Annotated in this window: 22 protein-coding genes and 1 pseudogene; 21 read left to right on the top strand and 2 right to left on the bottom strand. The window is 30.5% G+C overall.

Features of this window, described 5'->3' with window-relative positions; all coding sequences use genetic code 11:
- The first annotated feature begins 3 nt into the window (after positions 1-3).
- The gene (locus HW275_RS12095) at positions 4-438 is read left to right on the top strand and encodes a hypothetical protein (protein WP_178936793.1); all 435 of its coding nucleotides are present in this window, start codon (positions 4-6) and stop codon (positions 436-438) included.
- A gap of 118 nt (positions 439-556) precedes the next feature.
- Here the strand turns inward: HW275_RS12095 and fabV are convergent, their stop codons facing one another.
- On the bottom strand, positions 557-1750 hold the full coding sequence (gene fabV, locus HW275_RS12090) for an enoyl-ACP reductase FabV (RefSeq protein WP_178936792.1): 1194 nt from the start codon (positions 1748-1750) through the stop codon (positions 557-559).
- A 360-nt stretch (positions 1751-2110) separates the two neighbouring features.
- Here fabV and HW275_RS12085 point away from each other — a divergent pair, with 360 nt between their 5' ends.
- From HW275_RS12085 to HW275_RS11990, 20 genes and pseudogenes are all read left to right on the top strand, one after another.
- Entirely contained in the window at positions 2111-2935 is an 825-nt protein-coding gene (locus HW275_RS12085; protein WP_178936791.1) for an SDR family NAD(P)-dependent oxidoreductase, read from the top strand.
- Between the two features lie 116 nt (positions 2936-3051).
- Entirely contained in the window at positions 3052-3477 is a 426-nt protein-coding gene (locus HW275_RS12080) for a hypothetical protein (protein WP_178936790.1), read from the top strand.
- Positions 3478-3595: 118 nt separating this feature from the next.
- Positions 3596-4501 carry a CorA family divalent cation transporter gene (locus HW275_RS12075; RefSeq protein WP_178936789.1) on the top strand — a complete coding sequence of 302 codons (906 nt, stop codon included), beginning with the start codon at positions 3596-3598 and terminating at the stop codon, positions 4499-4501.
- Between the two features lie 199 nt (positions 4502-4700).
- Positions 4701-5366 (top strand): deoxyribose-phosphate aldolase, encoded by a 666-nt coding sequence (deoC, locus tag HW275_RS12070; RefSeq protein WP_178936788.1) that lies wholly within the window; start codon positions 4701-4703, stop codon positions 5364-5366.
- A gap of 263 nt (positions 5367-5629) precedes the next feature.
- Positions 5630-6472, top strand: a complete 843-nt coding sequence (locus HW275_RS12065) for an SH3 domain-containing protein (RefSeq protein WP_178936787.1) — start codon at positions 5630-5632, stop codon at positions 6470-6472.
- Positions 6473-6655: 183 nt separating this feature from the next.
- A complete protein-coding gene (locus HW275_RS12060) occupies positions 6656-7381 on the top strand; it encodes an endonuclease/exonuclease/phosphatase family protein (RefSeq protein ID WP_178936786.1) in 726 nt (241 codons plus the stop codon).
- Positions 7382-7890: 509 nt separating this feature from the next.
- Positions 7891-8988 (top strand): RNA-guided endonuclease TnpB family protein, encoded by a 1098-nt coding sequence (locus HW275_RS12055; protein ID WP_178936785.1) that lies wholly within the window; start codon positions 7891-7893, stop codon positions 8986-8988.
- 109 nt (positions 8989-9097) lie between these two features.
- Positions 9098-9334: pseudogene (locus HW275_RS12050) on the top strand (winged helix-turn-helix transcriptional regulator); the annotation flags it as partial.
- A 517-nt stretch (positions 9335-9851) separates the two neighbouring features.
- A complete protein-coding gene (locus HW275_RS12045; RefSeq protein WP_178936784.1) occupies positions 9852-10739 on the top strand; it encodes a hypothetical protein in 888 nt (295 codons plus the stop codon).
- 111 nt (positions 10740-10850) lie between these two features.
- A complete protein-coding gene (locus HW275_RS12040) occupies positions 10851-11309 on the top strand; it encodes an immunity 51 family protein (protein ID WP_178936783.1) in 459 nt (152 codons plus the stop codon).
- 28 nt (positions 11310-11337) lie between these two features.
- Positions 11338-11829: a DUF2262 domain-containing protein gene (locus tag HW275_RS12035; RefSeq protein WP_178936782.1), complete on the top strand. Its 492-nt coding sequence runs from the start codon at positions 11338-11340 to the stop codon at positions 11827-11829.
- Positions 11830-11850: 21 nt separating this feature from the next.
- On the top strand, positions 11851-12429 hold the full coding sequence (locus HW275_RS12030) for a hypothetical protein (RefSeq protein ID WP_178936781.1): 579 nt from the start codon (positions 11851-11853) through the stop codon (positions 12427-12429).
- Positions 12430-12513: 84 nt separating this feature from the next.
- A complete protein-coding gene (locus tag HW275_RS12025; RefSeq protein ID WP_178936780.1) occupies positions 12514-13695 on the top strand; it encodes a phosphopentomutase in 1182 nt (393 codons plus the stop codon).
- A gap of 86 nt (positions 13696-13781) precedes the next feature.
- Positions 13782-14255: a hypothetical protein gene (locus HW275_RS12020; RefSeq protein WP_255460113.1), complete on the top strand. Its 474-nt coding sequence runs from the start codon at positions 13782-13784 to the stop codon at positions 14253-14255.
- Positions 14243-14644, top strand: a complete 402-nt coding sequence (locus tag HW275_RS12015) for a hypothetical protein (protein WP_178936778.1) — start codon at positions 14243-14245, stop codon at positions 14642-14644. The genes HW275_RS12020 and HW275_RS12015 overlap by 13 nt, the downstream gene beginning before the upstream one ends.
- Before the next feature lie 33 nt (positions 14645-14677).
- Complete coding sequence (locus tag HW275_RS12010) at positions 14678-15328, top strand: NUDIX hydrolase N-terminal domain-containing protein (protein ID WP_178936777.1); 651 nt, start codon at positions 14678-14680, stop codon at positions 15326-15328.
- A gap of 255 nt (positions 15329-15583) precedes the next feature.
- Positions 15584-17683, top strand: a complete 2100-nt coding sequence (gene pnp / locus HW275_RS12005) for a polyribonucleotide nucleotidyltransferase (RefSeq protein WP_178936776.1) — start codon at positions 15584-15586, stop codon at positions 17681-17683.
- A gap of 49 nt (positions 17684-17732) precedes the next feature.
- Positions 17733-18281, top strand: a complete 549-nt coding sequence (gene pgsA, locus HW275_RS12000; RefSeq protein ID WP_178936836.1) for a CDP-diacylglycerol--glycerol-3-phosphate 3-phosphatidyltransferase — start codon at positions 17733-17735, stop codon at positions 18279-18281.
- 55 nt (positions 18282-18336) lie between these two features.
- A complete protein-coding gene (locus HW275_RS11995) occupies positions 18337-18603 on the top strand; it encodes a YggT family protein (RefSeq protein WP_026747874.1) in 267 nt (88 codons plus the stop codon).
- Positions 18604-18853: 250 nt separating this feature from the next.
- Entirely contained in the window at positions 18854-20002 is a 1149-nt protein-coding gene (locus tag HW275_RS11990) for a S1C family serine protease (RefSeq protein ID WP_178936775.1), read from the top strand.
- Positions 20003-20206: 204 nt separating this feature from the next.
- On the opposite strand, the gene HW275_RS11985 is transcribed toward HW275_RS11990, so the two are convergent.
- Positions 20207-21427, bottom strand: coding sequence for a transposase (locus HW275_RS11985; RefSeq protein WP_178936835.1), 1221 nt, complete (start codon positions 21425-21427; stop codon positions 20207-20209).
- Positions 21428-21472 lie beyond the last annotated feature (45 nt).

Genomic DNA, 21472 nt, shown 5'->3' with positions numbered 1-21472 from the left:
ACTATGATTATAAAATTTAGCTATTACGAAGATGAAGATTTTGGATTGACTGCATTTCCAGAAATCAGATTTTCTGAAAAAGAAATAACAAAAAATAAAAAAAGTGAACATTTAGAAAAAAAGAAAGAAGAGTATACAAAATATTTAATAACTGGAATAATGGAAGATTTTCCAGATCTGGAAATAATTAATATTTTTTTACCACAGCTAGAAAAAGTTGAAACTGGGAAAGTGCAGGAAACTGTTTGGGATGGACAGGCTTTTCAGCATAAAATTAATAAGGAAAAAGTGGAATTTGAGCATACAATTTTTGGGATTTGTGAGGAATATCCGTTATGGAGCTGTAAATTTGAGGAATATAAAAAGGTGCTTGAAGGATGGGAAAAGTTTTTGGAAATGGAAGTTGATTTGAGAAGTGAAGTTGTGATGGAGGTTTGAAGAGAAATTTTCCTAGCCTTTTTGTTATAAAAATAAAAAAGACTATCTGAAAGAATACTTTTGATTCTAAATTAAGATAGTCTAATTTTTTATTAATTATTTTTGTAAATTTTTAAAATTAAGGTTTTAATTTAGCCAATTCATCTAAGTCAACGTCAGCATCATAATCCACATTGTCAAAATCAAATCCATTTAATTGCATGAATTCTTCTCTTGCTCCAGCATAATCGCTTATTTCCTTAAAGTTTTCAGGAGTAACTTTGTCCCAAAGAGCTTCTACTTCGGCTTGAACATCTTCACGCATTTCCCAGTTGTCTGGACGTAGTCTTCTTTCCTCGTCAATTACAGGCTCGTTTCCATAAACCATTTTAGTTAATAATCTATGTTTTTGTTGAATTGTACCTTCGTGAATGCCTTTTTCCTTCATTACTTTATAAAGCAATGCTGCGTATAATGGGAAAATAGGGATAACTGCACTTGCTTTTGTCATTAATGCCTTGCTTAGCGAAACATACGCTTCTCCGTTATATCTTTGTTTTAAAAAGTCATTTAGGACATCAGAAGTATGTTCCAAATCTCTTTTTGCAGCTCCAATTGTACCTTCCTTATAAATTCCATAAGTCACTTTTGGTCCTAAATATGAGTAAGCTACTGTTTTAAAGCCTTCAGAAAGAACGCCACCTTTATCAAGCGCTTCAATCCATAATTTCCAGTCTTCGCCTCCCATAACTTTTATAGTGCTTTTAATTTCTTCTGGAGTTGCGACTCCCATTGTAGTTTCTTCCATGATTTCTTTTTCAAAGTTAATAGTAGGACCTGTAATGTCCTTTGTTGTAGATTTTAATGCTGAACGGTAAGTTACGCCGTCAATGGGATCGGTTCTAACTGCACTTGCCAGGCTATAAATTAACAAATCGATTTTTCCGCCAAATTCTTCTTTGATGAATTTTATTACCTCATCTTTCATTTCCATTGAGAAAGCATCCCCAATGAAGTTTTTAGCAAATATTCCTTCCTTTTTAGCGGCTTCTTTAAAGGCAATTGAATTCCACCAACCGGCAGAACCTGTTCTTTTTCCTTCGATGCCTTTTTCAAAGGCAACTCCAATAGTTTCAGCTCCAGCTCCGAATGCTAATGAAATTCTTGTTGCAAGTCCATATCCAGATGAAGAACCGATAATTAACACCTTTTTTGGCCCTTCATATTTGTCTTGCGATTTCACATAGTCAATTTGCCTTTTTACAAATTCTTTTGCTCCGATTGGATGGTTTGTAAGTGCTAAACCACCTTTTAATCTAGGTTTTATAACCATTTTTTCTTTTCCTCCTAAAAAATTATTTATTATAATTATTTTTTCTTTTTTTAAAAAACTGTACATTTAAAATGATAACATATTTTACGGCATATTTTCAAGAAATATTTTAAATTAAATAGAAATAAATAACTTTGATATTCAAAATATTTTTGAAAATATTGATTAAAAAAAATTATGTGGTAAAATAATAGAGAAAGAAAGATTAACATAGAATCTTTGATGAAGTGAAGATTGTTATAAAAATATTGCTTGTGAATTTTTAGATGGAAAAATGGCTGACAAGATTAATGAAGGTGGCGATGAAAAAAGGATAAACAAGTATTGGATAATAATAAAAAAAGATGGAGGTAGATAAAAATGGGAATGACTATTGATTTCACAGGAAAAACAGTTTTGGTAACAGGGGCTGCAAAAGGTTTGGGAAAAGATATGGCGCTACTTTTTGCATCTTGTGGAGCGAATGTGCACATTGGGGATTTTAATTCAGAGGAAGCTGAAAAGACAGTCAGTGAGCTTAAGAATTTTGGAGTAAAGGCAGATTTTACAAAATGTGATGTTTCAAATGAAGAGGAAGTTCAAAAAATGGTAGAAAACGCAAAAACACTGGGAAATGGGAAATTAGATGTGGTAGTAAACGCAGCAGGAGTTATTTCCATTGAAGATTTGTTTTACACAGATGCAAAAGAAATGCAACGAGTGTTGAATATTAATGTCGTGGGTTCAGCGTTAGTTTTAAAACATTCTTTGGAAACTATGATAAAACAGAAATCTGGAAACATAATACTGGTATCGTCGATTGCTGGTAGAGAAGGTATGGATATGCTGCAAATTTACAGCGCTTCAAAAGCAGGAGTCACTTCACTGGTTCAAAGCGGAGCAAAACTGGGAGCACCGTATAATGTTCGTGTAAATGGTATTTTACCAGGAATTATCCGTACATCAATGTGGGAAGAGATATTGGACGGAATGGCACATAACTGGAATCCCAACAATAAAGACGAAGTGTCGCCCAAAGTTCGTGAGGAATTGTGGAAAAAATCTGTAGAAGCGATGATACCTTTGGGGCGGGCTCAAAAAGGGGAAGATATAGCATATGCAACTGCCTTTTTAGCTTCTGATTTTGCAAAGGAAATCACAAATGAATGTTTGTCAATTGATGGCGGAACTACCGTTGGAAGATAGGAAACTTTATAAAATAGCACAAGGAACCTCGTAATTAAAAATCTGGGATGAATTGTGCTATTTTTAAATTGAAAAAATATTATGAAAATTAAAAATATAAAAAGGAAAAGTAAAAATTGGATGATAAAAAATTAATAATATTAGAAGAAAAATTAAAAAATGAGTTGTCAGAAGATAAAATAAATTATATAAACAAATATAAATTAAAAATAAACGATAAAAGACAATGGATGACGACTAAAAATAATGTTCCTGAGAGAGTCTATTTTTCACATAATTTTATTTTGAAAAATACAATATTAGAAGTTATTTTTAGAAAGTATCAATTGTGTTATGCGAAATTAAAATATTTCAGAGAAAACCTTGATAAATTTTCATATTTTAAATATGATTCAAAATTAGGATTTATTAAAACAGAATTTTGGGATATTGAATTTTTTTGTCACAAAAAATCAGGGAAATACATTGATTTGAGATATTTGCAACAAATAACAGAGATAGAGGTATTTTTAGAATTTATTAATTGGCTTGAGAATTTATAGGGGAAGAGAGTTATTTAGAAATTAAGAAAAATATTTTGAAAAATTGAAATAGATCCCATTTTTTGATATAATTTATTCATTAAAGTAAAAATTTTAAGAATGATCAAGGAGGGTTGCTGTGATAAAAAGAATAAACACGAAAAGTGGGAAAACAATTTCGTATGTATATAATTTGAAAGATGAAGATTATAGAATTGTGTCTGAAAGATTGGAGATGGATGAGGAAAAGATAAAAAATGTCATTGATGAGGAAATTTTTACTCCAAGAATTTCAAAATCAGATTGGGAAATTTATAAATTGTATTATCCGACTGTGAAGAAACCCATGAGAGATAAAGAGGTTACATCTTACGAGATTAATCCAATTGTAATTTGTATGAAAGAAGACAAGGTTGTCATTTTGGATGATGATTATTATGAAAATTTTTACGATTTTGTTGAAGAATATGCTGAATTGAGAGATGACATTCTTGAGGAAAATCGTTTTTTTCTGAATATGCTTCATAAAATTTCTCAAAGTTTGTATAAATATGTGCGAATTTTGATTGGGGAACACGACAAGATTGAAACAGTTTTGAGAGAGCAGCAAAGTAATGAAAAATTAATTTCGCTTTCAGAAGTGGAACAAGGTTTTTATGTTTACAATATTGCTATGAGAAACTTGGATTATGTCGTTGAAAATTTGAAGGAAGATGAGCAATTTGAGCAATATGAAGAATATATGACGAGAATTTTACAAGAAATAAACTTTACACTTGATTTATCGTCTTCATACTGTGAAATTTGTAAGACGACACGAGAAACATATTCTTCGTACATTGGCAATAATATGAATATTACAATGAAGCTTTTAGCAGCAGCAACAATATTGATTACAGTTCCGAATATGATTTTTGGATTTTATGGAATGAATGTGAAATTACCCCTTCAAGACACAGGATTTTTTGCTTTGGGAATAATTTTTGTAATAATGGTAGTGCTGATGGTACTTTTATGGAAATATTTGAAAGATAAATTTTTATAGAATTAGGTTTTTTCGTGCTGTTAAAGTTAATAAAACTTGAAATTTACTTTGTTTTACTTAAGATACCAAAAAACTGGACACTGAAAATTGAAAGGTTTGGAGGTATTTTTTTTGTTTAAAATAAAGTTGCTAAAAGGGAAAAAAGTCGGTATACTTATAGTAGAATAAAAATAATAAATTAAGGAAAGGAATGGTAATGATGAAAATAAACAAATTTATTGACCATACAATTTTGAAAGCAATGGCTACGAAGGAAGATGTAAAGAAACTATGCGATGAAGCAAAAGAATACGGTTTTTATTCAGTTTGTGTAAATGGGGCGAATGTTGGATATGCGTTTAGTCAAGTTAAGGACAGCGATGTGAAAGTTGCAGCAGTAGTTGGATTTCCTTTAGGAGCGATGGCGACTGATGTGAAGGTGTTTGAAGCGAAAAAGGCGATTGAAGACGGTGCTTCTGAAATTGATATGGTTATTAATGTTGGGGCATTGAAGGACAAGGATTATGATTTAGTGGAAAACGAAATTAGAAAAATAAAAGAGGCGATTGGAAACAATGTTTTAAAGGTAATAATTGAAACTTGCTATTTGACTGATGAGGAAAAAGTAAAAGCATGTGAACTCTCAGTTAATGCAAATGCTGATTTTGTAAAAACTTCGACAGGTTTTGGAACTGGAGGAGCTACATTCGAAGATGTAGAACTTATGAAAAAAACTGTCGGTGATAAGGCACAAGTAAAAGCAAGTGGTGGAGTAAAGGATCTTGAAACTGCGAAAAAATATATTGAATTAGGAGCAACAAGGCTAGGGACAAGTTCAGGAATCGCTATTGTAAAAGGGTTGGAAAGCGAAAAAACTGGCTATTAAATTTTAGTCAATTAAAGAAGAACATAATAATAGACTTTTTCAAAAACTATATGTTTTTAGAATTTAATAAAAGAAGTATCATGAAGCAAGGGGTTAATACCCCTTGTTAAAGTAAAAAATTGAATAACAAATATTTATGCAACAAAAAATTAAGAATTTTTATCAGAAAGAAAAGAAGTTTAAAATTGAAAATAGTATATTAATGGGTATGTAAACTTTCACAAACAGTTGTCAGTAAAATGTAAAGGAGAAGTGAGTGTATTATGAAACTTAAAAATTTTAAATTTATAAATGTTTTCTTTTGTTGCTTTCTTCTGTTAATCTCTATGTTCTCTTTTGGGCAAAGTAAAAAATCTGATGAGATTATTTTGACTGATGATGGAGTAATTTTGAATTTGAAGGGAACATTTAAAATTAATTGGGATAAAAGTGATCCAGATGTACCATGTTCTGCAATAGAATATGGGGAAATGCTGTTTTATCCTGATAACAAGGACATTATGAATGGGAAAGCGATAGTTTTGAAGCCTAGGGATTTTGATTATCATAACTGGGATGAAAGTAGAAATGCCGAAAAGGAATTTTCTGACATGGAGAAGGCTAAAGTTGAAATATTAAAAAAAACTTTTCTAGAAGAATTTGAAAAAATGAAAAAAATTCAAAAAGGAGAACTGCAATCTCCAGTAAGAGTTAAAATAAAAAAAGTAACACCATACACAGAATGTGATTTTACGACAGCTTATGCTAGACTTATTGAAATAAAAAAAATTGATGGTACAAAATCAAAAATTACAAAACTTAAAGTGAAAAAAAAATTGGATGACTCAGATGATTTTGATGAACCGCATTTAGATGAAGTGGATGACTTGAAAAAATATGAAATAAGTTCAAAGGACGGATACGCAAATATACGTGAAAAGCCGACTACAGATTCAAAAATTGTTTTGAAATTAAACAATGAAGCAGTTATAAAATATATCACAAAATATGGCGATTGGTATTATGTTTACTTTGCTGATTATCCTTCTGATACCGAGAAAGAGTGGAAAGTTAAAGAATATAGGGGATTTATTCATAAGAGCCAGTTGAAAAAATATGTTGATTAAAGTGTTTTTGTAAAAAAATTTTAGAAGGTGCAGATTATAATACATTTGAAGTGTTTCCAAATGGAGATGGAAAAGATAAAAATCGAAGTTATGAATATTTGACTAAAGATGAATTGAAATGGTTTTAATCAACAGGAAACTAGTTGCTTATACAGATAAAATAAAAAGGATAGGAAATAAAAAATGGAATTTAGAATAATGACTTACAATATTTATGGAGCAAGGCTTACTAATGGAAAGGAACTTGCTCGGAGCGTGAAAAAATACAAGCCTGACTTTATTGGACTTCAGGAAGTTGACAGGAATACAAGAAGAAGCAAATTTAGGGATGTAGCTCAAGAAATGGCACAAGAATTAGGATATAATTATTATTATTTTCAAAAGGCGATGGATTTTGATAGTGGAGAATATGGAATTGCTTTTATTTCAAAATATGATGTGAAAAATATTTATATTCATCAATTGCCTGGAAGCAGTAAGGAAAAAAGACAGATTTTGGCAGCAAGATTGAATACCCAAAAATTTAAAAAGAAAATCTTGGTTGTAAATACACATCTTGATAACAGTTTGGACAATAAAACTGAGGAATTGGCTGATTTGTTTGCTGCAATTGAGGAATTTAAGGGCGATGTGAAGTTTTTGTGTGGAGATTTTAATCTTTTGCCAACGACAGAATATTATGCGAAAATTAGGAAAGATTGGAATGACAGCTATTTTGAGGGTAAAGATTTGGAAAATAAGAAAAATTTTGAAAATAGGGAGCTTGAAACAGCTAGAATTGATTATGTAATGGTCAAAAAGGGGACGGATTACAAAGTAAAAAAGAGTTTTTATATTAATGATGATTCGAGGGATTGGACGAAATTGTCGGATCATTTGCCGTATATGGCGGTTGTTGAGGTGGAATAAATTTATTGGAAATGATTTTGAAATTTCTTGAATTAAGACATGTCTTAAAACTCTCAAAATGATGAATTTTTAACAAATTTTTCTAAATTCAAAAATAATAAATATTGATTTTATCGTACTTTGTACAATTTCTAAAATCAAAAAATATTAAAAATAACATAGATTTTGAGTTTTCAGACATAACTTAATCTTAAATTTTAAAAAACTTTTTATTTTAAATCAGGAGTGAGTTTTTGATCAGTGCAGAAAAATTTCGAAGATTAATAGGGGTATGGTGAGAATACCACTGCTAAAAAAGAATAAAAAAATATATTTATTTTAACAAAAAGACAGCAAGAAGTCTCCGATTTCTATAAGTGGGAGATGAATTGCTTTTTTTGTAAAAAAATTGAAAAAAGGATACGTCTATGATACAATTTTTGTATAAAATATTGAAGAGAAATCTTAATGATAAATTTCTAAAGAAATAATTAAAAATAATACTCAAAATCAAAAGGAGGTGTAATTTTATGAAATATAATTTAGCATTCAAATACAGAATTTATCCAAATAAAGATCAAGAATTATTGATAAACAAGACTTTTGGATGTGTTCGTTTTGTTTACAATACAATTTTGTACACTGCGAATAAAATTTATGAAGAAACTGGAAAAAATAAAATAATTACACCTGCCAGTTTGAAAAGTGAAAATCAATTTTTGAAAGAAGTAGATAGTTTGGCACTTTCAAATGCTCAATTAAATGTAAAACGCTCGTTTACGAATTTTTTCCAGAAGAGAGCAAAGTTTCCAAGGTTCAAATCTAAAAAGAATAATGTTAAAAGTTATACGACAAATTGTGTGAACAATTCGATACGAATAGAGGAAAACAAATATTTGGTTTTGCCAAAATTGAAAAGAGTAAAATTGAAATATCATAGAGAAATACCAAAGAATTATAGAATAAAGTCGGTAACACTAACAAACAGTAATGGAAATTACTATGTTTCTATTTTGACGGAATTTGAAAAAGAAATCCAAAAAAATCCAAGTAATGATAAAGTGATTGGACTTGATTTTTCAATGTCTGAATTATTTGTCAGTTCTGAAAACCAAAGAGCTGATTATCCAAAATATTTTAGGATGTTGGAAGAAAAATTAAAGAAATTACAAAAATCATTGTCAAGAAAAGTGAAATTTTCTAAAAATTGGCATAATCAAAAATCGAAAATATCAAAATTGCATGAGTATATCAAAAATTGTCGAAGAGATTTTTTACATAAATTATCAAAAAAATTGTCTGAAGCGTATAATGCTGTGGTTGTTGAGGATTTGAATATGAAGGGGATGAGTCAGGCATTAAATTTTGGGAAAAGTGTAGGAGATAATGGATGGGGAATGTTTTTGAGAATGCTTGAGTATAAACTGATGTTTTTAGGGAAACAATTTTTGAAGATAGATAAGTGGTTTCCATCGTCGAAGACTTGTAGTAAATGCGGAAACGTTAAAGAGAAATTGAAATTATCAGAAAGAAGTTATAAATGTGAGTGCTGTGGAATTGAAATTGATAGAGATTACAATGCGGCATTGAATATAAAAAACATTGGAAAAGCAATGTTGGAATATTAAGAAAATAAAAGAAGACAGGGTAGGAACTACCCGAAGAGCTTGGTAAATATATTTGGCTAGCAAAAGCAGATACTTCCCAAGAAGTTCCCGCTTTTAAAAGCGGGAGTAGTTCACTGAATTGCAAAGGAATCTGGGAAATATTACTACAAAAACTTTGACAGAGCAATTGAGAGAACTTGAAGATAAAAAAATAATAAAAAGAACTATTTATCCTGAAATTCCTCCAAAAGTTGAATATTCTCTAACTGACATAGGTAGTTCTATTGAGCCTGTATTAAAAACTTTATGCGATTGGGGAAATGAATACTTGGAATTGCTCGATAATAATACTATAAATAAGGTTTAAAAATAAGTTATGCGGAAACAAAATTTGCAAGTAAGAAATATTTTCTATCATAATAGAGTCGTTAAAGCTACTATTTAATGAAATAAAGGTATGTGTATGGCTTTTAATAAATTTAAAAATGATAAAGTATCGTTGTAATTTTTGTTGATGGAAGAAAAATATAATCTCGAAATACCAGCAAGAATATCAATGAATGATTATAAAAAAGAAGAATGGTTATTAAATTTACCGTTGTATATAATAGCAGAAATTAGAAATATTGTAAAAAAAGAAAAAAATGATTAAAAAATGACTGATATTTTGACTGATAAAATGACTGATAAAGAGTTACAAAGGCTGAAAATACTGGAAGTGTAATTATATTGACAATAGTGAGGCTCAAAAAATTTTGAATGTTTCGGATTCTACGGCGAGAAGATTTTTGAATAAACTTGTGAAAGGTGAGATTTTGGAGGCGTTTGGAGAGAAGAAAGGGAGAAAGTATAGGAAGAAATAATAAAATATGGAGATAAATTGAATGAAAATAAGATATTCAAAATTTGAAATTAATATGTGGGATATATTTTTTCTAATACTGTTTTTAGGAGATTTATTAGGAGGAATTGATATTTTATTTAATAAAAAAGAAAAAGTTGGAATAATTTTTTTGGTTATTGGAATAAGTTATTTTGTATACAGATTTCTTTTGGTAATGATTGTTAAAAATAAGATGAAATTTGATTTTTCTGATTATGAAGTGAGAATAAAAGGTCTATTTTTTGAGAAAACTATTGCATATGATGATATAAAAACTTTGACAGTGAGAAAAAATATATTAGGTTCGTATGATATTCTTTTAAACTTTGACAGCTCAATAAATATTTATAAGTATTTCTGTAATTTAATAATTGATGTTTCAATAGAAAGTAATCATAAAAAAAGTTATATTTTTTGTGACATAAAAAATAAAGATGAAATTTTGGAATATTTGTTGGAGAAAATAGGTTATCCAAAAAAAGAAATTCGTGAAAAAGTGAATGGAGAAAAATTATATGTGAAATATTCAATTTTTGAAAAGTACTATATGATGTGTTTTGCAGTATTTAGTTTAATGATAATTTTTTCAGTTGGAATTGCATGGGGATATTTAAATTTAATGATTAAATTGTTTACAATAATAATATCATTACTGGTAATAACTGTAATAAGATTTTTTAGAAAAGATTATATTATGAAAAGATATAGTAATTACAGTGTATCGATTTCTGAAAAGAAAAAAGAAATTTATATTATGGATGATTTTTTTGAAACAGATAGAAAAGTAATAATTAATTATGAAAATACAAATTTTAATAGAGTAAAATTTAATTTTTATTATTTTCAAAATAATGTTATGCCTAAAAATTATAAAAAATATGATAATTAAAATTATAAAAATAATGATTTACAGGAATGAACGAAATTATTGGATTATTTATCATTCATGGCGATTTTGGAGATTGGTTAAAAATAAAATGAAGAAAAGAAGGAGAAATTTATGAAATATGTAGCAATTGATGAGCAAGATGAAAAAGGGTTTGAGGAATATATTGAAAGTTTGAAAAAAAGTGGAATGGAGCTTTCAGAAGAAGAAATACAGGAAATAAAGAATGATATTAACGATCAAGTAGCCTTTTGTCTAATGAATAATGATAAAAAATTTGATGAAATTTTTGAAAAAGTATCTGAAATTAATGAAGAAGCCTATTTAAATGGCTATGGATGGGCAGCTTTAATTGAAAGTTATTTGGAGAATAATTATCCAGAACTTTATGAAGATTATGATTCTGATCCTGAAGCTGGCGGATATGTTGGACGCTATTTTGGAAATACTAAGAAAAACTGGGAAAAAATTCGGAAAGTGGCTGAAATAGTTGAGGATTTGATTGAAAATGAAGATAAAATTTATAAGTATATTGAAGAAAATGGAGATGACATTTTCTGGGATTCATTTTAGATGAAAATTGAAGTTAGGAAAACTAAAAATGGTATTTAATATAAATGATAATGGAGAAATTGAGGATTTTGAAGTTGATTGGCTTGGGAAAAAAGTGTATGTATCAATGGAAGAAGCTGAAATTTATGATAAGGAACTGGAAAAACAGATGTCTCTTATTCTTGATAATGTAAAAGAATGGGATGTCAAAATAAAAAATAGCATTGTAAAAAAATATTTAGGTATAGCAAATAACCGTTTAAGAGAAAATAAATTGTCTGTTCCATTGGAGAACGTTATTCAAAAGTTGGAAAATAGTCTAACTAAATACGATGTAGAAAATGCTAGAAATGGAATTATTACAGAAAACTTTTTCTTCCAAAATTTAACAATTGATGAAATAATGCCATATTCTAGTAGTCAATTTAGTGTGTGGGCTTACGATGAAGTACTTTTTGATGGATATGTGTTTATAACTGATGCTGAGATTTATGAGAAAGTTGTTTTTGATGATTTGACAACTATTTATAAAAAATCATAATTTTGAAAAGGAATTATCACAATGAAGAATAGGGATTACATTGAAGGGTTTATTGAAGGTGTTTCAATGTGCTGGAATGATGGGATGAAGGTTTGTCCTGAATATACGGCAATATATATTGATACATTTTTTATTGACAATGATAAAAATAATGATTTGAATGAAATAATAAAGAAAAAATTATTGCAATATTATGAAAGTAGTTCATCTGAGAAAAAAGATGATAATACTAGAAAAAAATTGGAAAAATTGAATATTGTTTTCAAAAAAAATAGAAAATATGAAAAATTGATAAAACAAAATGAAACAAAAGCTGGTTACGATAGAATTTCTGAATTTATTAAATTGCAAACAGAATTTACTGTTGAGAAAATAATTGAAAACTTAGAAAATAAAGCAGATAAAAAGCAACAATACTGGAATGTAAGATGTTTTTTCAATCAAATAACACATTGGTTTGGTAAGCCTGTAAATTTTTATGTAGCGATAAAGAAATATGAAGCTATTTTAAGTGAATTTTATGCATACAATGTTTTTTCAGCAGGAATAATACGGTACAAAGAATATTTATTAATGATTGTTTACGGCTCTGATGAATGAAAGACCAAAAACAGGTAATTTATTTGCTTTTAAAAAATATAAAAGGTATAATATATTAAATAAAAAAGAAAGGGAGAGATAGAAATGAAAAAAATTGAAAGAATTACATTAATTGTACTGGACAGTGTTGGAGCAGGAGAATTGCCTGATGCAAATTTATTCGACGACTGCGGGTCAAATACTTTAGGAAATATGGCGAAAGCTTATGGAGGAATGAGCTTACCTAATATGGGGAAATTGGGGCTTGGAAATATTACTGAAATTGAAGGGACACCAGCTGTGGACAAAGCTGAAGGGGCTTATGGAAGAGCTGTGGAAGTTTCCATCGGGAAAGATTCTACGACTGGACATTGGGAGATTGCTGGCGTACCTCTTGAACGTCCATTTCCAAATTATAAAAATGGATTTTCAGATGAAGTTATAAAGGAATTTGAAGAAAAAACTGGAAGAAAAGCTATGTTAAATAAGCCAATTTCAGGGACTGTGGCAATTGATCAATATGGCGAAGAACAAATAAAGACAGGAAACTGGATAGTTTATGGTTCAGCAGATCCTGTGTTCCAAATTGCTGCAAATGAAGAAACTATACCATTGGAAGAACTTTACAAAGCATGTGAAATTGCACTTGAAATTTGTAATGAAAAATCACCAGTTGCAAGGGTAATTGCAAGACCTTATGTTGGTAAAAAAGTTGGAGAATTTAAAAGAACTGCGAACAGACACGACTTTTCGATTGATCCGCCAAAGGAAAGTATGCTTGAAAGATTGGAAAAAGCTGGACTCGATGTAGTGGGGATTGGTAAGACAAGCGATCTGTTCAATGGAAAAGGAATTACAGATAACAGAAAAGCTAATCAGGATAATTTGGATGGAATTAAGAAAACAATAGCTGCATTGAAGGAAGATACAAAAGGACTGATTTTTACTAACTTAGTTGATTTTGATGCTGTTTACGGACATAGAAGAAATGTTGAAGGGTATGTAAAGGCTCTAATTGAATTTGATAACTGGCTACCTGAAATTGAGAAAAACTTGAAAGATGATGAAATTCTGATTATTACTGCTGATCATGGAAATGATCCTACTTATAAAGGGACAGATCACACAAGAGAATACATACCAATAATGATTTATGGTAAAAATGTTAAGAAGAACGTAAATATTGGAACAAGAAAAACTTTTGCTGATATTGCGGCAACTGTTGAGGAAATTTTATTGGGAACTAAAAAAGAAGGAAGTTTTGCAAAAGAAATTTTGGAAGATTAAAAAAATAGATAAATATGGGTTAATTGAGGTTAAAAATTAGATGAAACGAGAAAATTATGTTGAAAACACCTTTTGGAAATATACGAATGTTTTTGGATAAAAAAGAAGTTGAGTTTAATTTTTCTAAAATTCAAAATTCTAAATCTTTTTTGAAAACTGAAACATATTCATTGAAGTATGAATTTAAAAAGGAAAAAGCTAATAAAATAAGAAAACATTTCTTAAAATGTATTTTAGAAACAAATTGTGAATACGAAAGTTTTGTTGAAACTGGAGAGGGATTGGAAGCGATCTCTTTTGAAATTAATGAAGGAAGATTGACAATAGGAGTAACTTCTGGGTTGTCTATGATGAAATTTGATGGAAATAATAATGATTTTGATGTTGAGTATTTGAAAAATGGGATTGAAATTGCAATTTTTGAAAAAATAAGACATCAAATTTTTAGTTTTGGAGTTTCTTTTCTAGAAAATATAAATGTAGAAAATGAAGTTCAAACATGGCTTGCAGTTGATTATGCGATAAATTTAAAAGAAAGGGTAAATAAATGCCAAAATTAATAATAAACAACCTGAACATAAAAGAAAAAAATGCCGATAAAAACGGAACAACTGGTTACAGAGTAAAAATAGATGGTGGAAATCCGATAGAATTTAGAAAAAAATATTTGGAGATTCAAATTTCAAAAGGGGAGCATGAAGTTACAATATTTAGGACTGGACTTAAAAAGGTTGTGAAGAAAATTAAGGTGGCGGGAAAAGAGGCAAAGGTTTTTGTAAGGATAGATGTCAGTTTACCAATAATGATGGTAATACTGCAATTAATAATAAATAATTTTGTTTTTCCGAAACCTTCACTTTTGAGAACAAGTTCCAGTATTATATTTTTAGTTTTGTTTTTGTATTTGATGTTTATGAGGGAAGTAATAAAAGTGGATGTTGAAGAGTAGGCAGCAAGAAATTTTAGCAGAGGATGATGATTGATGAAAGATGGAGAGAAAAAAGATAGGAAGCAGGAAGAAGAAAAGTGGCTGAACTGGGCGATTGAACTGCAAAGTCTGGCTCAGGCGGGACTGGCTTATGGCAAGGATAAGTTCGATATTGAGCGGTTTGAGAGAATTAGAGAGATTTCAGCCGAGATGGTGTCTCATAAGACTGATATTTCGATAGAAAAAGTAAAAAATCTGTTTTGCAATGAAGTGGGATATCAGACGCCTAAAATTGATACGAGAGCTGCAATCTTTGAGAATAATAAGATTTTACTTATACAGGAGAGTAATGGAAAATGGGCATTGCCAGGTGGCTGGGCAGATGTATTCCTTTCTGTTCGGGCAAATGTATTGAAGGAAGTTAAGGAGGAAGCTGGGATTGAAGCCAGTGCCGAAATGATTATAGCATTGCTGGATGTAACGAAAAATCAGGAAAAGGAAATACCGTATGGTATAACAAAAATTTTTGTATTATGTAAATATATCAGTGGAAAATTTGAGAAAAATATAGAAACGGTTGACAGCAGATACTTTGGAATTGATGAATTGCCGAAACTTGCAACTAATAAAACTACAGTTGAACAGATACAGATGTGTTTTAAGGCGAATGAGAACAGGGATAATTGGAAAGTAATTTTTGATTAAATAAAAAATATAAAAAATAGATACTAGAGCTGTGGACTATATCTTTTAATTTTTATTAAGAGTAGTCCATTTTTAAAAATTTTTAATTTTCTTTAATTTTTAGATTTGTAAAAATCACGAAAAAATGGTATAATTATAAAAATTTTAAGAAGGTTTTTTGAGTAAGTAATTGTAAAGTTTTTTATCAAAAATGGATGAAAGATTTTACTATTATTTGCTCCCTTCTTAAAAAATAAAGAAATTTTAGGAGGAAAAATGTTTGAAGAGAAAATTTATGGTTTTAATTTAGGAAACCAGAAAATTAAAATAAGTACAGGAAAAATTGCACGTCAGGCTGGAGGTTCAGTTGTTGTTCAATGTGGGGGGACAATGCTGCTTGTTACGGCGACTAGAAGTAAGGAGGTCAAGGAAGGGCAGGATTTTTTCCCGTTGACTGTTGATTATATTGAAAAATTTTATGCATCAGGAAAATTTCCAGGCGGATTTATAAAAAGGGAAACCAAACCGGGAACTGATGAAGTCCTGATTTCAAGATTGATTGACAGGCCAATCAGGCCATTATTTCCAGAAGGGTTTTTAAATTCTGTTCATATTGTAATTACAGTGCTTTCCTATGATGAAGTGAATTTTCCTGAAAATCTTGCTACAATTGGTGTTTCCGCCGCTTTGGGATTATCGGATATTCCGTTTGCGGGAACTGTGGCTGGAGTTACAGTTGGATACATTAACGGGGAATACATCTTGAATCCTACAGGGGAGCAGCTGTTAGAAAGTGAAATTCAATTATCAGTTGCAGGTACAAAAGATGCCGTAACAATGGTAGAGGCTGGAGCTAAGGAAGTTTCTGAGGAAGTAATGCTGGAAGCGATTATGTTTGGGCATGAGAGAATTAAGGAAATTTGTGCAGAACAGGATAAGTTTCTGGCACAGTTTGATGTACAGAAATATGAATTTGAGAAAAAGGAAGTAGAGCCTGAAATCAAGGAATTTATTGATGGCTTTGAAAGTGAAGTTGAAAATGCGATTATGACGCCAGGCAAACTGGAAAAATATGAGGCAATTGACAATTTGGAAATAGAACTTTTTGAAAGATACATTGAAAAACTTGAAAATGAAGAAAGGGAAATTGACGAAAACGCTGAAAAAGACTTTAAGAAATATTATAGGGATGTGGAAAAAAGACTTGTCAGAAATGCCATTTTGTACAAGCAATACCGTGCTGATGGACGTCAAACTACTGAAATCCGTCCAATTGATGTGGAAATAGACATACTTCCAGTGCCACACGGTTCTGCATTATTCACACGTGGGGAAACTCAGGCATTGGTTGTTGCAACACTTGGAAGTAAGGAAGATGAGCAAATTATTGATGGAATGGAAGATGAAACACGTAAAAAATTCTTCCTGCATTATAATTTCCCGCCATATTCAGTTGGAGAAGCTGGATTTATGCGTGCACCAGGACGTCGTGAACTGGGACACGGAAACTTGGCTGAAAGAGCGTTAAAATATGTTATGCCGGAGCAGGACAAATTCCCGTATACAGTAAGACTTGTTTCTGAAATCACAGAATCAAACGGATCTTCATCCCAAGCTACAATTTGTGGAGGATCACTTGCATTAATGGCGGCTGGAGTGCCTATAAAGTCAACAGTTGCAGGAATTGCAATGGGACTTATAAAAGAAGGGGATACATTTACTGTTCTTACTGATATTCAGGGACTTGAAGATCATTTAGGAGATATGGACTTTAAAGTTGCAGGGACAAAGGATGGAATTACTGCGATTCAGATGGATATAAAAATTGAGGGAATTACAAGGGAAATAATGGAAATTGCTTTAAGACAGGCATTGGAAGGAAGATTGTTCATTATTGATAAAATGGAAGCTGTAATTAGTGAGCCAAGAGCGGAAGTTTCTGAAAATGCACCAAAAATTGAGATTCTTAAAATCAACCCTGATAAAATTGCTGGACTTATTGGGCCAGGTGGAAAAGTTATCAGAGCGATTATTGATGAAACTGGAGTTTCAATAGATATCGAAGATGACGGAACTGTTTCGATTTTTGGAAAAGATTTGGAAAATATGAAAAAAGCATTGGAACTTGTAAAAAGACAGACGCAATCTGTTGAATTGAACGAGGTTTATGAAGGAAAAGTTACAAAATTGATGAAATTTGGTGCATTTGTAGAAGTGCTGCCAGGGAAAGAAGGGCTTTTACATATTTCTGAAATAAGCAACAAGAGAGTGGAAAAAACAGAAGATGCCTTAAAAGAAGGGCAAAATGTAAGAGTTAAAGTAATCTCGATGGAAAGTGAAGATAAATTTAACTTAAGCATGAAGACATTGTTATAATTAAATTCAGGATTTTACTATATATTCAAGGAGTGTGGGAAGAATGAAAATGAATTTACCTAATAAATTGGCAACATTAAGAATAATTCTAGTTGTTCCGTTTGTAATTTTTTTAAGTTTGGCTCTGGAATTTTCTGAAAATACAGCGATTGCTGTAATAATGAGAATATTTGCGACTATTATTTTTGTGGGAGCTGCCATTACAGACTATTATGATGGAAAAATTGCAAGAAAATACAATTTAATTACGAATTTAGGAAAACTGCTGGATCCATTAGCCGATAAAATTCTTGTTATTTCGGCTCTGGTAACACTTGCAAAATTTAATCAGATAAGCCTTTGGTTCGTAATAATAATAATTTTTAGGGAACTGCTTATAACTGGACTTCGTTCAATTGTAGCTGCTGAAGGTGTAATAATAGCTGCTGAAAGTCTTGGAAAATGGAAAACTGCAACTCAAATGGTTGCACTTACTTTAATAATTCTAATACCTTTCAGCTTTACAATAAACAACATACTACTGCTAATTCCGCTAATACTGACTATAGTTTCAGGAATTGAATATGTTTTAAAATGTAAAAATATTTTAAACAAATAATAAAAATCAAACCTTGGAATTGCTTTTCAAGGTTAAATTTTTTGGAGGTACAATTTTGGATATTATTGAAGTAATATTAAAAATGTTTAATTTATACACTATTCTTATTTTATTAAATATTTTAGGAACATGGATTGATCCGTATAATCAAATGGCACTTTTCCAATGGGTAAGAAAATTTACAGAACCTTACCTGAAACTGTTTAAAATCGTAATTCCGATAGGAAATATGAATTTAGATATGTCTGGAATTATAGGATTAATTGTATTGGATGTTATAAAGGAAATATTTTTAAGAGCTTTTTCATTAGGAACATTTTAATACGGTTATTTAAAGTTGTCAAAGTTTATTAGTACAGCTTTTTAGATTAGCCAAAACGAATATTAAGCGCAATTTCGTTAAAGGAATAAAAAATATAAATAAAGAAACTTTTATTAATAAAACTTGCAGGAACTAAGATTAAAAACAATAAGAATATCACCTTTTCTAAGATAAGAGGAGTAAAATAATTAACATTAAATTACTTAAATTAGACAATAGGAAATTTTATGAAAGAGGAGAATTTAAAATTATGAAATTAAAAAGAGTTTTAACTACATCATTTATGGCGGCTGCCCTTACAGCAACAGCGGCAGTTTCCAAAGATACAGATATTTTGCATAACAAGCAAATTGTTCAAAATACGAATATAACAGGGGATATGTACAGTGCACAAAATGCATTTTCGGCAGTTTACGAGAAGGCGAAGGATTCAGTTGTAAACATAAGAACTAAAAAAACAATTGTGGTGGAAACATATAATCCGCTTGAAGCGTTTTTATTTGGAACATCTGGAAGAAGACAGCAAAGACGTGAATCTGGAAGTTTGGGTTCTGGATTCATAATTTCAAGTGACGGATATATGATGACAAATAATCACGTTATTGACGGGGCTGATGAAATTTATGTAAAATTATCCGACGGACATGAATATTTGGCAAAATTAGTCGGGACATCACCAGAAGTGGATATTGCCATTTTAAAAGTAAATGCAAACAGAACCTTTAAACCGTTGAAATTTGCTGATTCAGACAATATAAAAATTGGACACTGGGCAATTGCATTTGGAAATCCGTTAGGGCTAAACAGTTCGATGACAGTGGGAGTAATCGGGGCTTCTGGAAGAAGTTCGCTAGGAATTGAACAAGTTGAAAACTTTATTCAGACAGATGCTTCTATTAACCAAGGAAATAGTGGCGGACCGCTTCTTAATATTAACGGGGACGTTATCGGTGTAAATACGGCGATTTACTCCACAAACGGAGGAAGTGTCGGATTAAGTTTTGCAATTCCGTCAAACTTGGCTGAAAATGTAAGAGATTCTATAATAAAAAATGGTAAGTATGAACGTCCATATATTGGAATTTCTGTACTTGATTTGACACAGGAAATTAAAAGAGAAAGAAGAATTTCGTATTCAACAGGTATTCTAGTACAGCAAGTTTATCCAAATTCACCAGCAGCGAAATATGGGCTAAAAGCAAATGACATAATTCTTGAAATTAATGGAAAACCTGTAACATCGGCTGGATCATTTATTGGAGAACTTGCAGCTAAGAAAATTGGAGAAACAGTTAATTTGAAAGTTGCATCAAACGGAAAGGAAAAGAATATTTCCATGAAATTGGAATCATTTAATTATCAGCAGCAAAGAAGTCAACAAAGAAGATATAATTATTAGAAGTTATAAAAAAATAGGCTTTCTCGAAATATTTTTTGAGATAGCCTTTTTTATTTATAAGGAAATTAAATTCATATTTTTTAGGCATTTACTGATATATTTGATAATTTTAAAAGAGGCGTCAGCCTCTTTTTCTCTTCTTTTGTTAAATAAATATATAAATGTCTACGACAAAATATCCAACCTAGTTGGATTAATAAAATATTAATAGTATTTTTTGAGAGGCGGATATCTGTAATGATAAAATTCCCATACAATCATTTTAACCTTGCATACTGGACAGTAAAAAGGATTCATCCCGAAAGTCTTGTACATCTGCCTTTGATAAAATGAATATCTTGACACGACAATGTTTTTCCTGAAAGCATCAATTGTCTTTTTAAGCCTTTCAGAAATATGCCTTGAATAAAATCCGTAGCGGTTTACCATCTTAAAGTTCTTAGGGGGCAGATGAATTAAAATATGGGAAATAAATTTCTCAGAAGACATAGTAATGTAAGTTTTCTTTTTATCATTAGCCAGGTCATTAAAAAAGAAAGTAACCTCCTTGTCAGTAATGTCAGTAATCTTGTATTCAGCAATGGGAGAACGTGCAAGGTATCGTCCAAGATATTTGATAATACCTTTTGTGCTGTTAATATCACCATTGCCAACGTTAAAGAAAAACCTTTTGTTTTCCTTGTAAAGCTTCGTAGCAGTATTTTTAGCGGCTTTCTCAATCTTCCTGTTGGGATAGCTGCCGTTTTCAATAATTTTAAGGACGTGGTATTTCCATTGCCCGGCAATAGTGTCAACGTTGAAGTATCTCATTTTCTTGAACTTAAGATTTTTATTGAATCCTCCTAATGAAACAATGGCATGAATATGAGGGTTCCATTTCAGGTCTCTGCCAAAAGTATGAATGACAGAAATGAGACCGTAATGTACAATATCGGAATCAGTAAAGTAATATTTGGAATGTTCAGAAATTTTGTTTTTTCTTTTTCTTTTCCTGCTGATATTGTGAAAGATGAACTTGAATACCTGGTTAACAGCGGCAGAAAGTTTTGACAGAAGGGATCTGTCATAAAAGAAGAACTTTCTACATTCTTGAGGGATAGTAAAAAGGACATGGCGGTGTTCAATATTGAGAATATGTTTTTGAATCTTTTCAGTCCATGTCATAGAATACCTGTAACCGCAAGAAGGACAGAGCTTAGACTTGCAAGTAATAGGGAACAGGTGTGTAACAGGACAGTGAGGACATTTGAACTTGACAAAACCTTTTGAAATATCCCTGCAGGCAAGGAATTTATCAATAGAAAGCTTAATATATTCAAGGTAACTATTGCCGATATTATTTTTCTTGCAAAATTTTAAGGAATTTAGTAAAATATTGTTGTTACTGAAAATATATTTCAGTTTATCTTGTATAATGTATGTCATGAATATATTATACAAAAAAATCAGCCGAATTTCTATTCGGCTTTT

This window comes from Leptotrichia sp. oral taxon 223, from assembly GCF_013394795.1.
GTDB lineage: Bacteria > Fusobacteriota > Fusobacteriia > Fusobacteriales > Leptotrichiaceae > Leptotrichia.
The sequence above is the reverse complement of the archived record's forward strand: the minus strand, read 5'-3'. Positions and strand labels throughout refer to the sequence as shown.

Coding starts and splice junctions, on each gene's coding strand:
- HW275_RS12095 (WP_178936793.1), top strand. CDS start 4: ATGATTATAAAATTTAGCTATTACGAAGATGAAGATTTTGGATTGACT.
- fabV (WP_178936792.1), bottom strand. CDS start 1,750: ATGGTTATAAAACCTAGATTAAAAGGTGGTTTAGCACTTACAAACCAT.
- HW275_RS12085 (WP_178936791.1), top strand. CDS start 2,111: ATGGGAATGACTATTGATTTCACAGGAAAAACAGTTTTGGTAACAGGG.
- deoC (WP_178936788.1), top strand. CDS start 4,701: ATGAAAATAAACAAATTTATTGACCATACAATTTTGAAAGCAATGGCT.
- HW275_RS12065 (WP_178936787.1), top strand. CDS start 5,630: ATGAAACTTAAAAATTTTAAATTTATAAATGTTTTCTTTTGTTGCTTT.
- HW275_RS12060 (WP_178936786.1), top strand. CDS start 6,656: ATGGAATTTAGAATAATGACTTACAATATTTATGGAGCAAGGCTTACT.
- HW275_RS12055 (WP_178936785.1), top strand. CDS start 7,891: ATGAAATATAATTTAGCATTCAAATACAGAATTTATCCAAATAAAGAT.
- HW275_RS12045 (WP_178936784.1), top strand. CDS start 9,852: ATGAAAATAAGATATTCAAAATTTGAAATTAATATGTGGGATATATTT.
- HW275_RS12040 (WP_178936783.1), top strand. CDS start 10,851: ATGAAATATGTAGCAATTGATGAGCAAGATGAAAAAGGGTTTGAGGAA.
- HW275_RS12035 (WP_178936782.1), top strand. CDS start 11,338: ATGGTATTTAATATAAATGATAATGGAGAAATTGAGGATTTTGAAGTT.
- HW275_RS12030 (WP_178936781.1), top strand. CDS start 11,851: ATGAAGAATAGGGATTACATTGAAGGGTTTATTGAAGGTGTTTCAATG.
- HW275_RS12025 (WP_178936780.1), top strand. CDS start 12,514: ATGAAAAAAATTGAAAGAATTACATTAATTGTACTGGACAGTGTTGGA.
- HW275_RS12020 (WP_255460113.1), top strand. CDS start 13,782: ATGTTTTTGGATAAAAAAGAAGTTGAGTTTAATTTTTCTAAAATTCAA.
- HW275_RS12015 (WP_178936778.1), top strand. CDS start 14,243: ATGCCAAAATTAATAATAAACAACCTGAACATAAAAGAAAAAAATGCC.
- HW275_RS12010 (WP_178936777.1), top strand. CDS start 14,678: ATGAAAGATGGAGAGAAAAAAGATAGGAAGCAGGAAGAAGAAAAGTGG.
- pnp (WP_178936776.1), top strand. CDS start 15,584: ATGTTTGAAGAGAAAATTTATGGTTTTAATTTAGGAAACCAGAAAATT.
- pgsA (WP_178936836.1), top strand. CDS start 17,733: ATGAATTTACCTAATAAATTGGCAACATTAAGAATAATTCTAGTTGTT.
- HW275_RS11990 (WP_178936775.1), top strand. CDS start 18,854: ATGAAATTAAAAAGAGTTTTAACTACATCATTTATGGCGGCTGCCCTT.
- HW275_RS11985 (WP_178936835.1), bottom strand. CDS start 21,427: ATGACATACATTATACAAGATAAACTGAAATATATTTTCAGTAACAAC.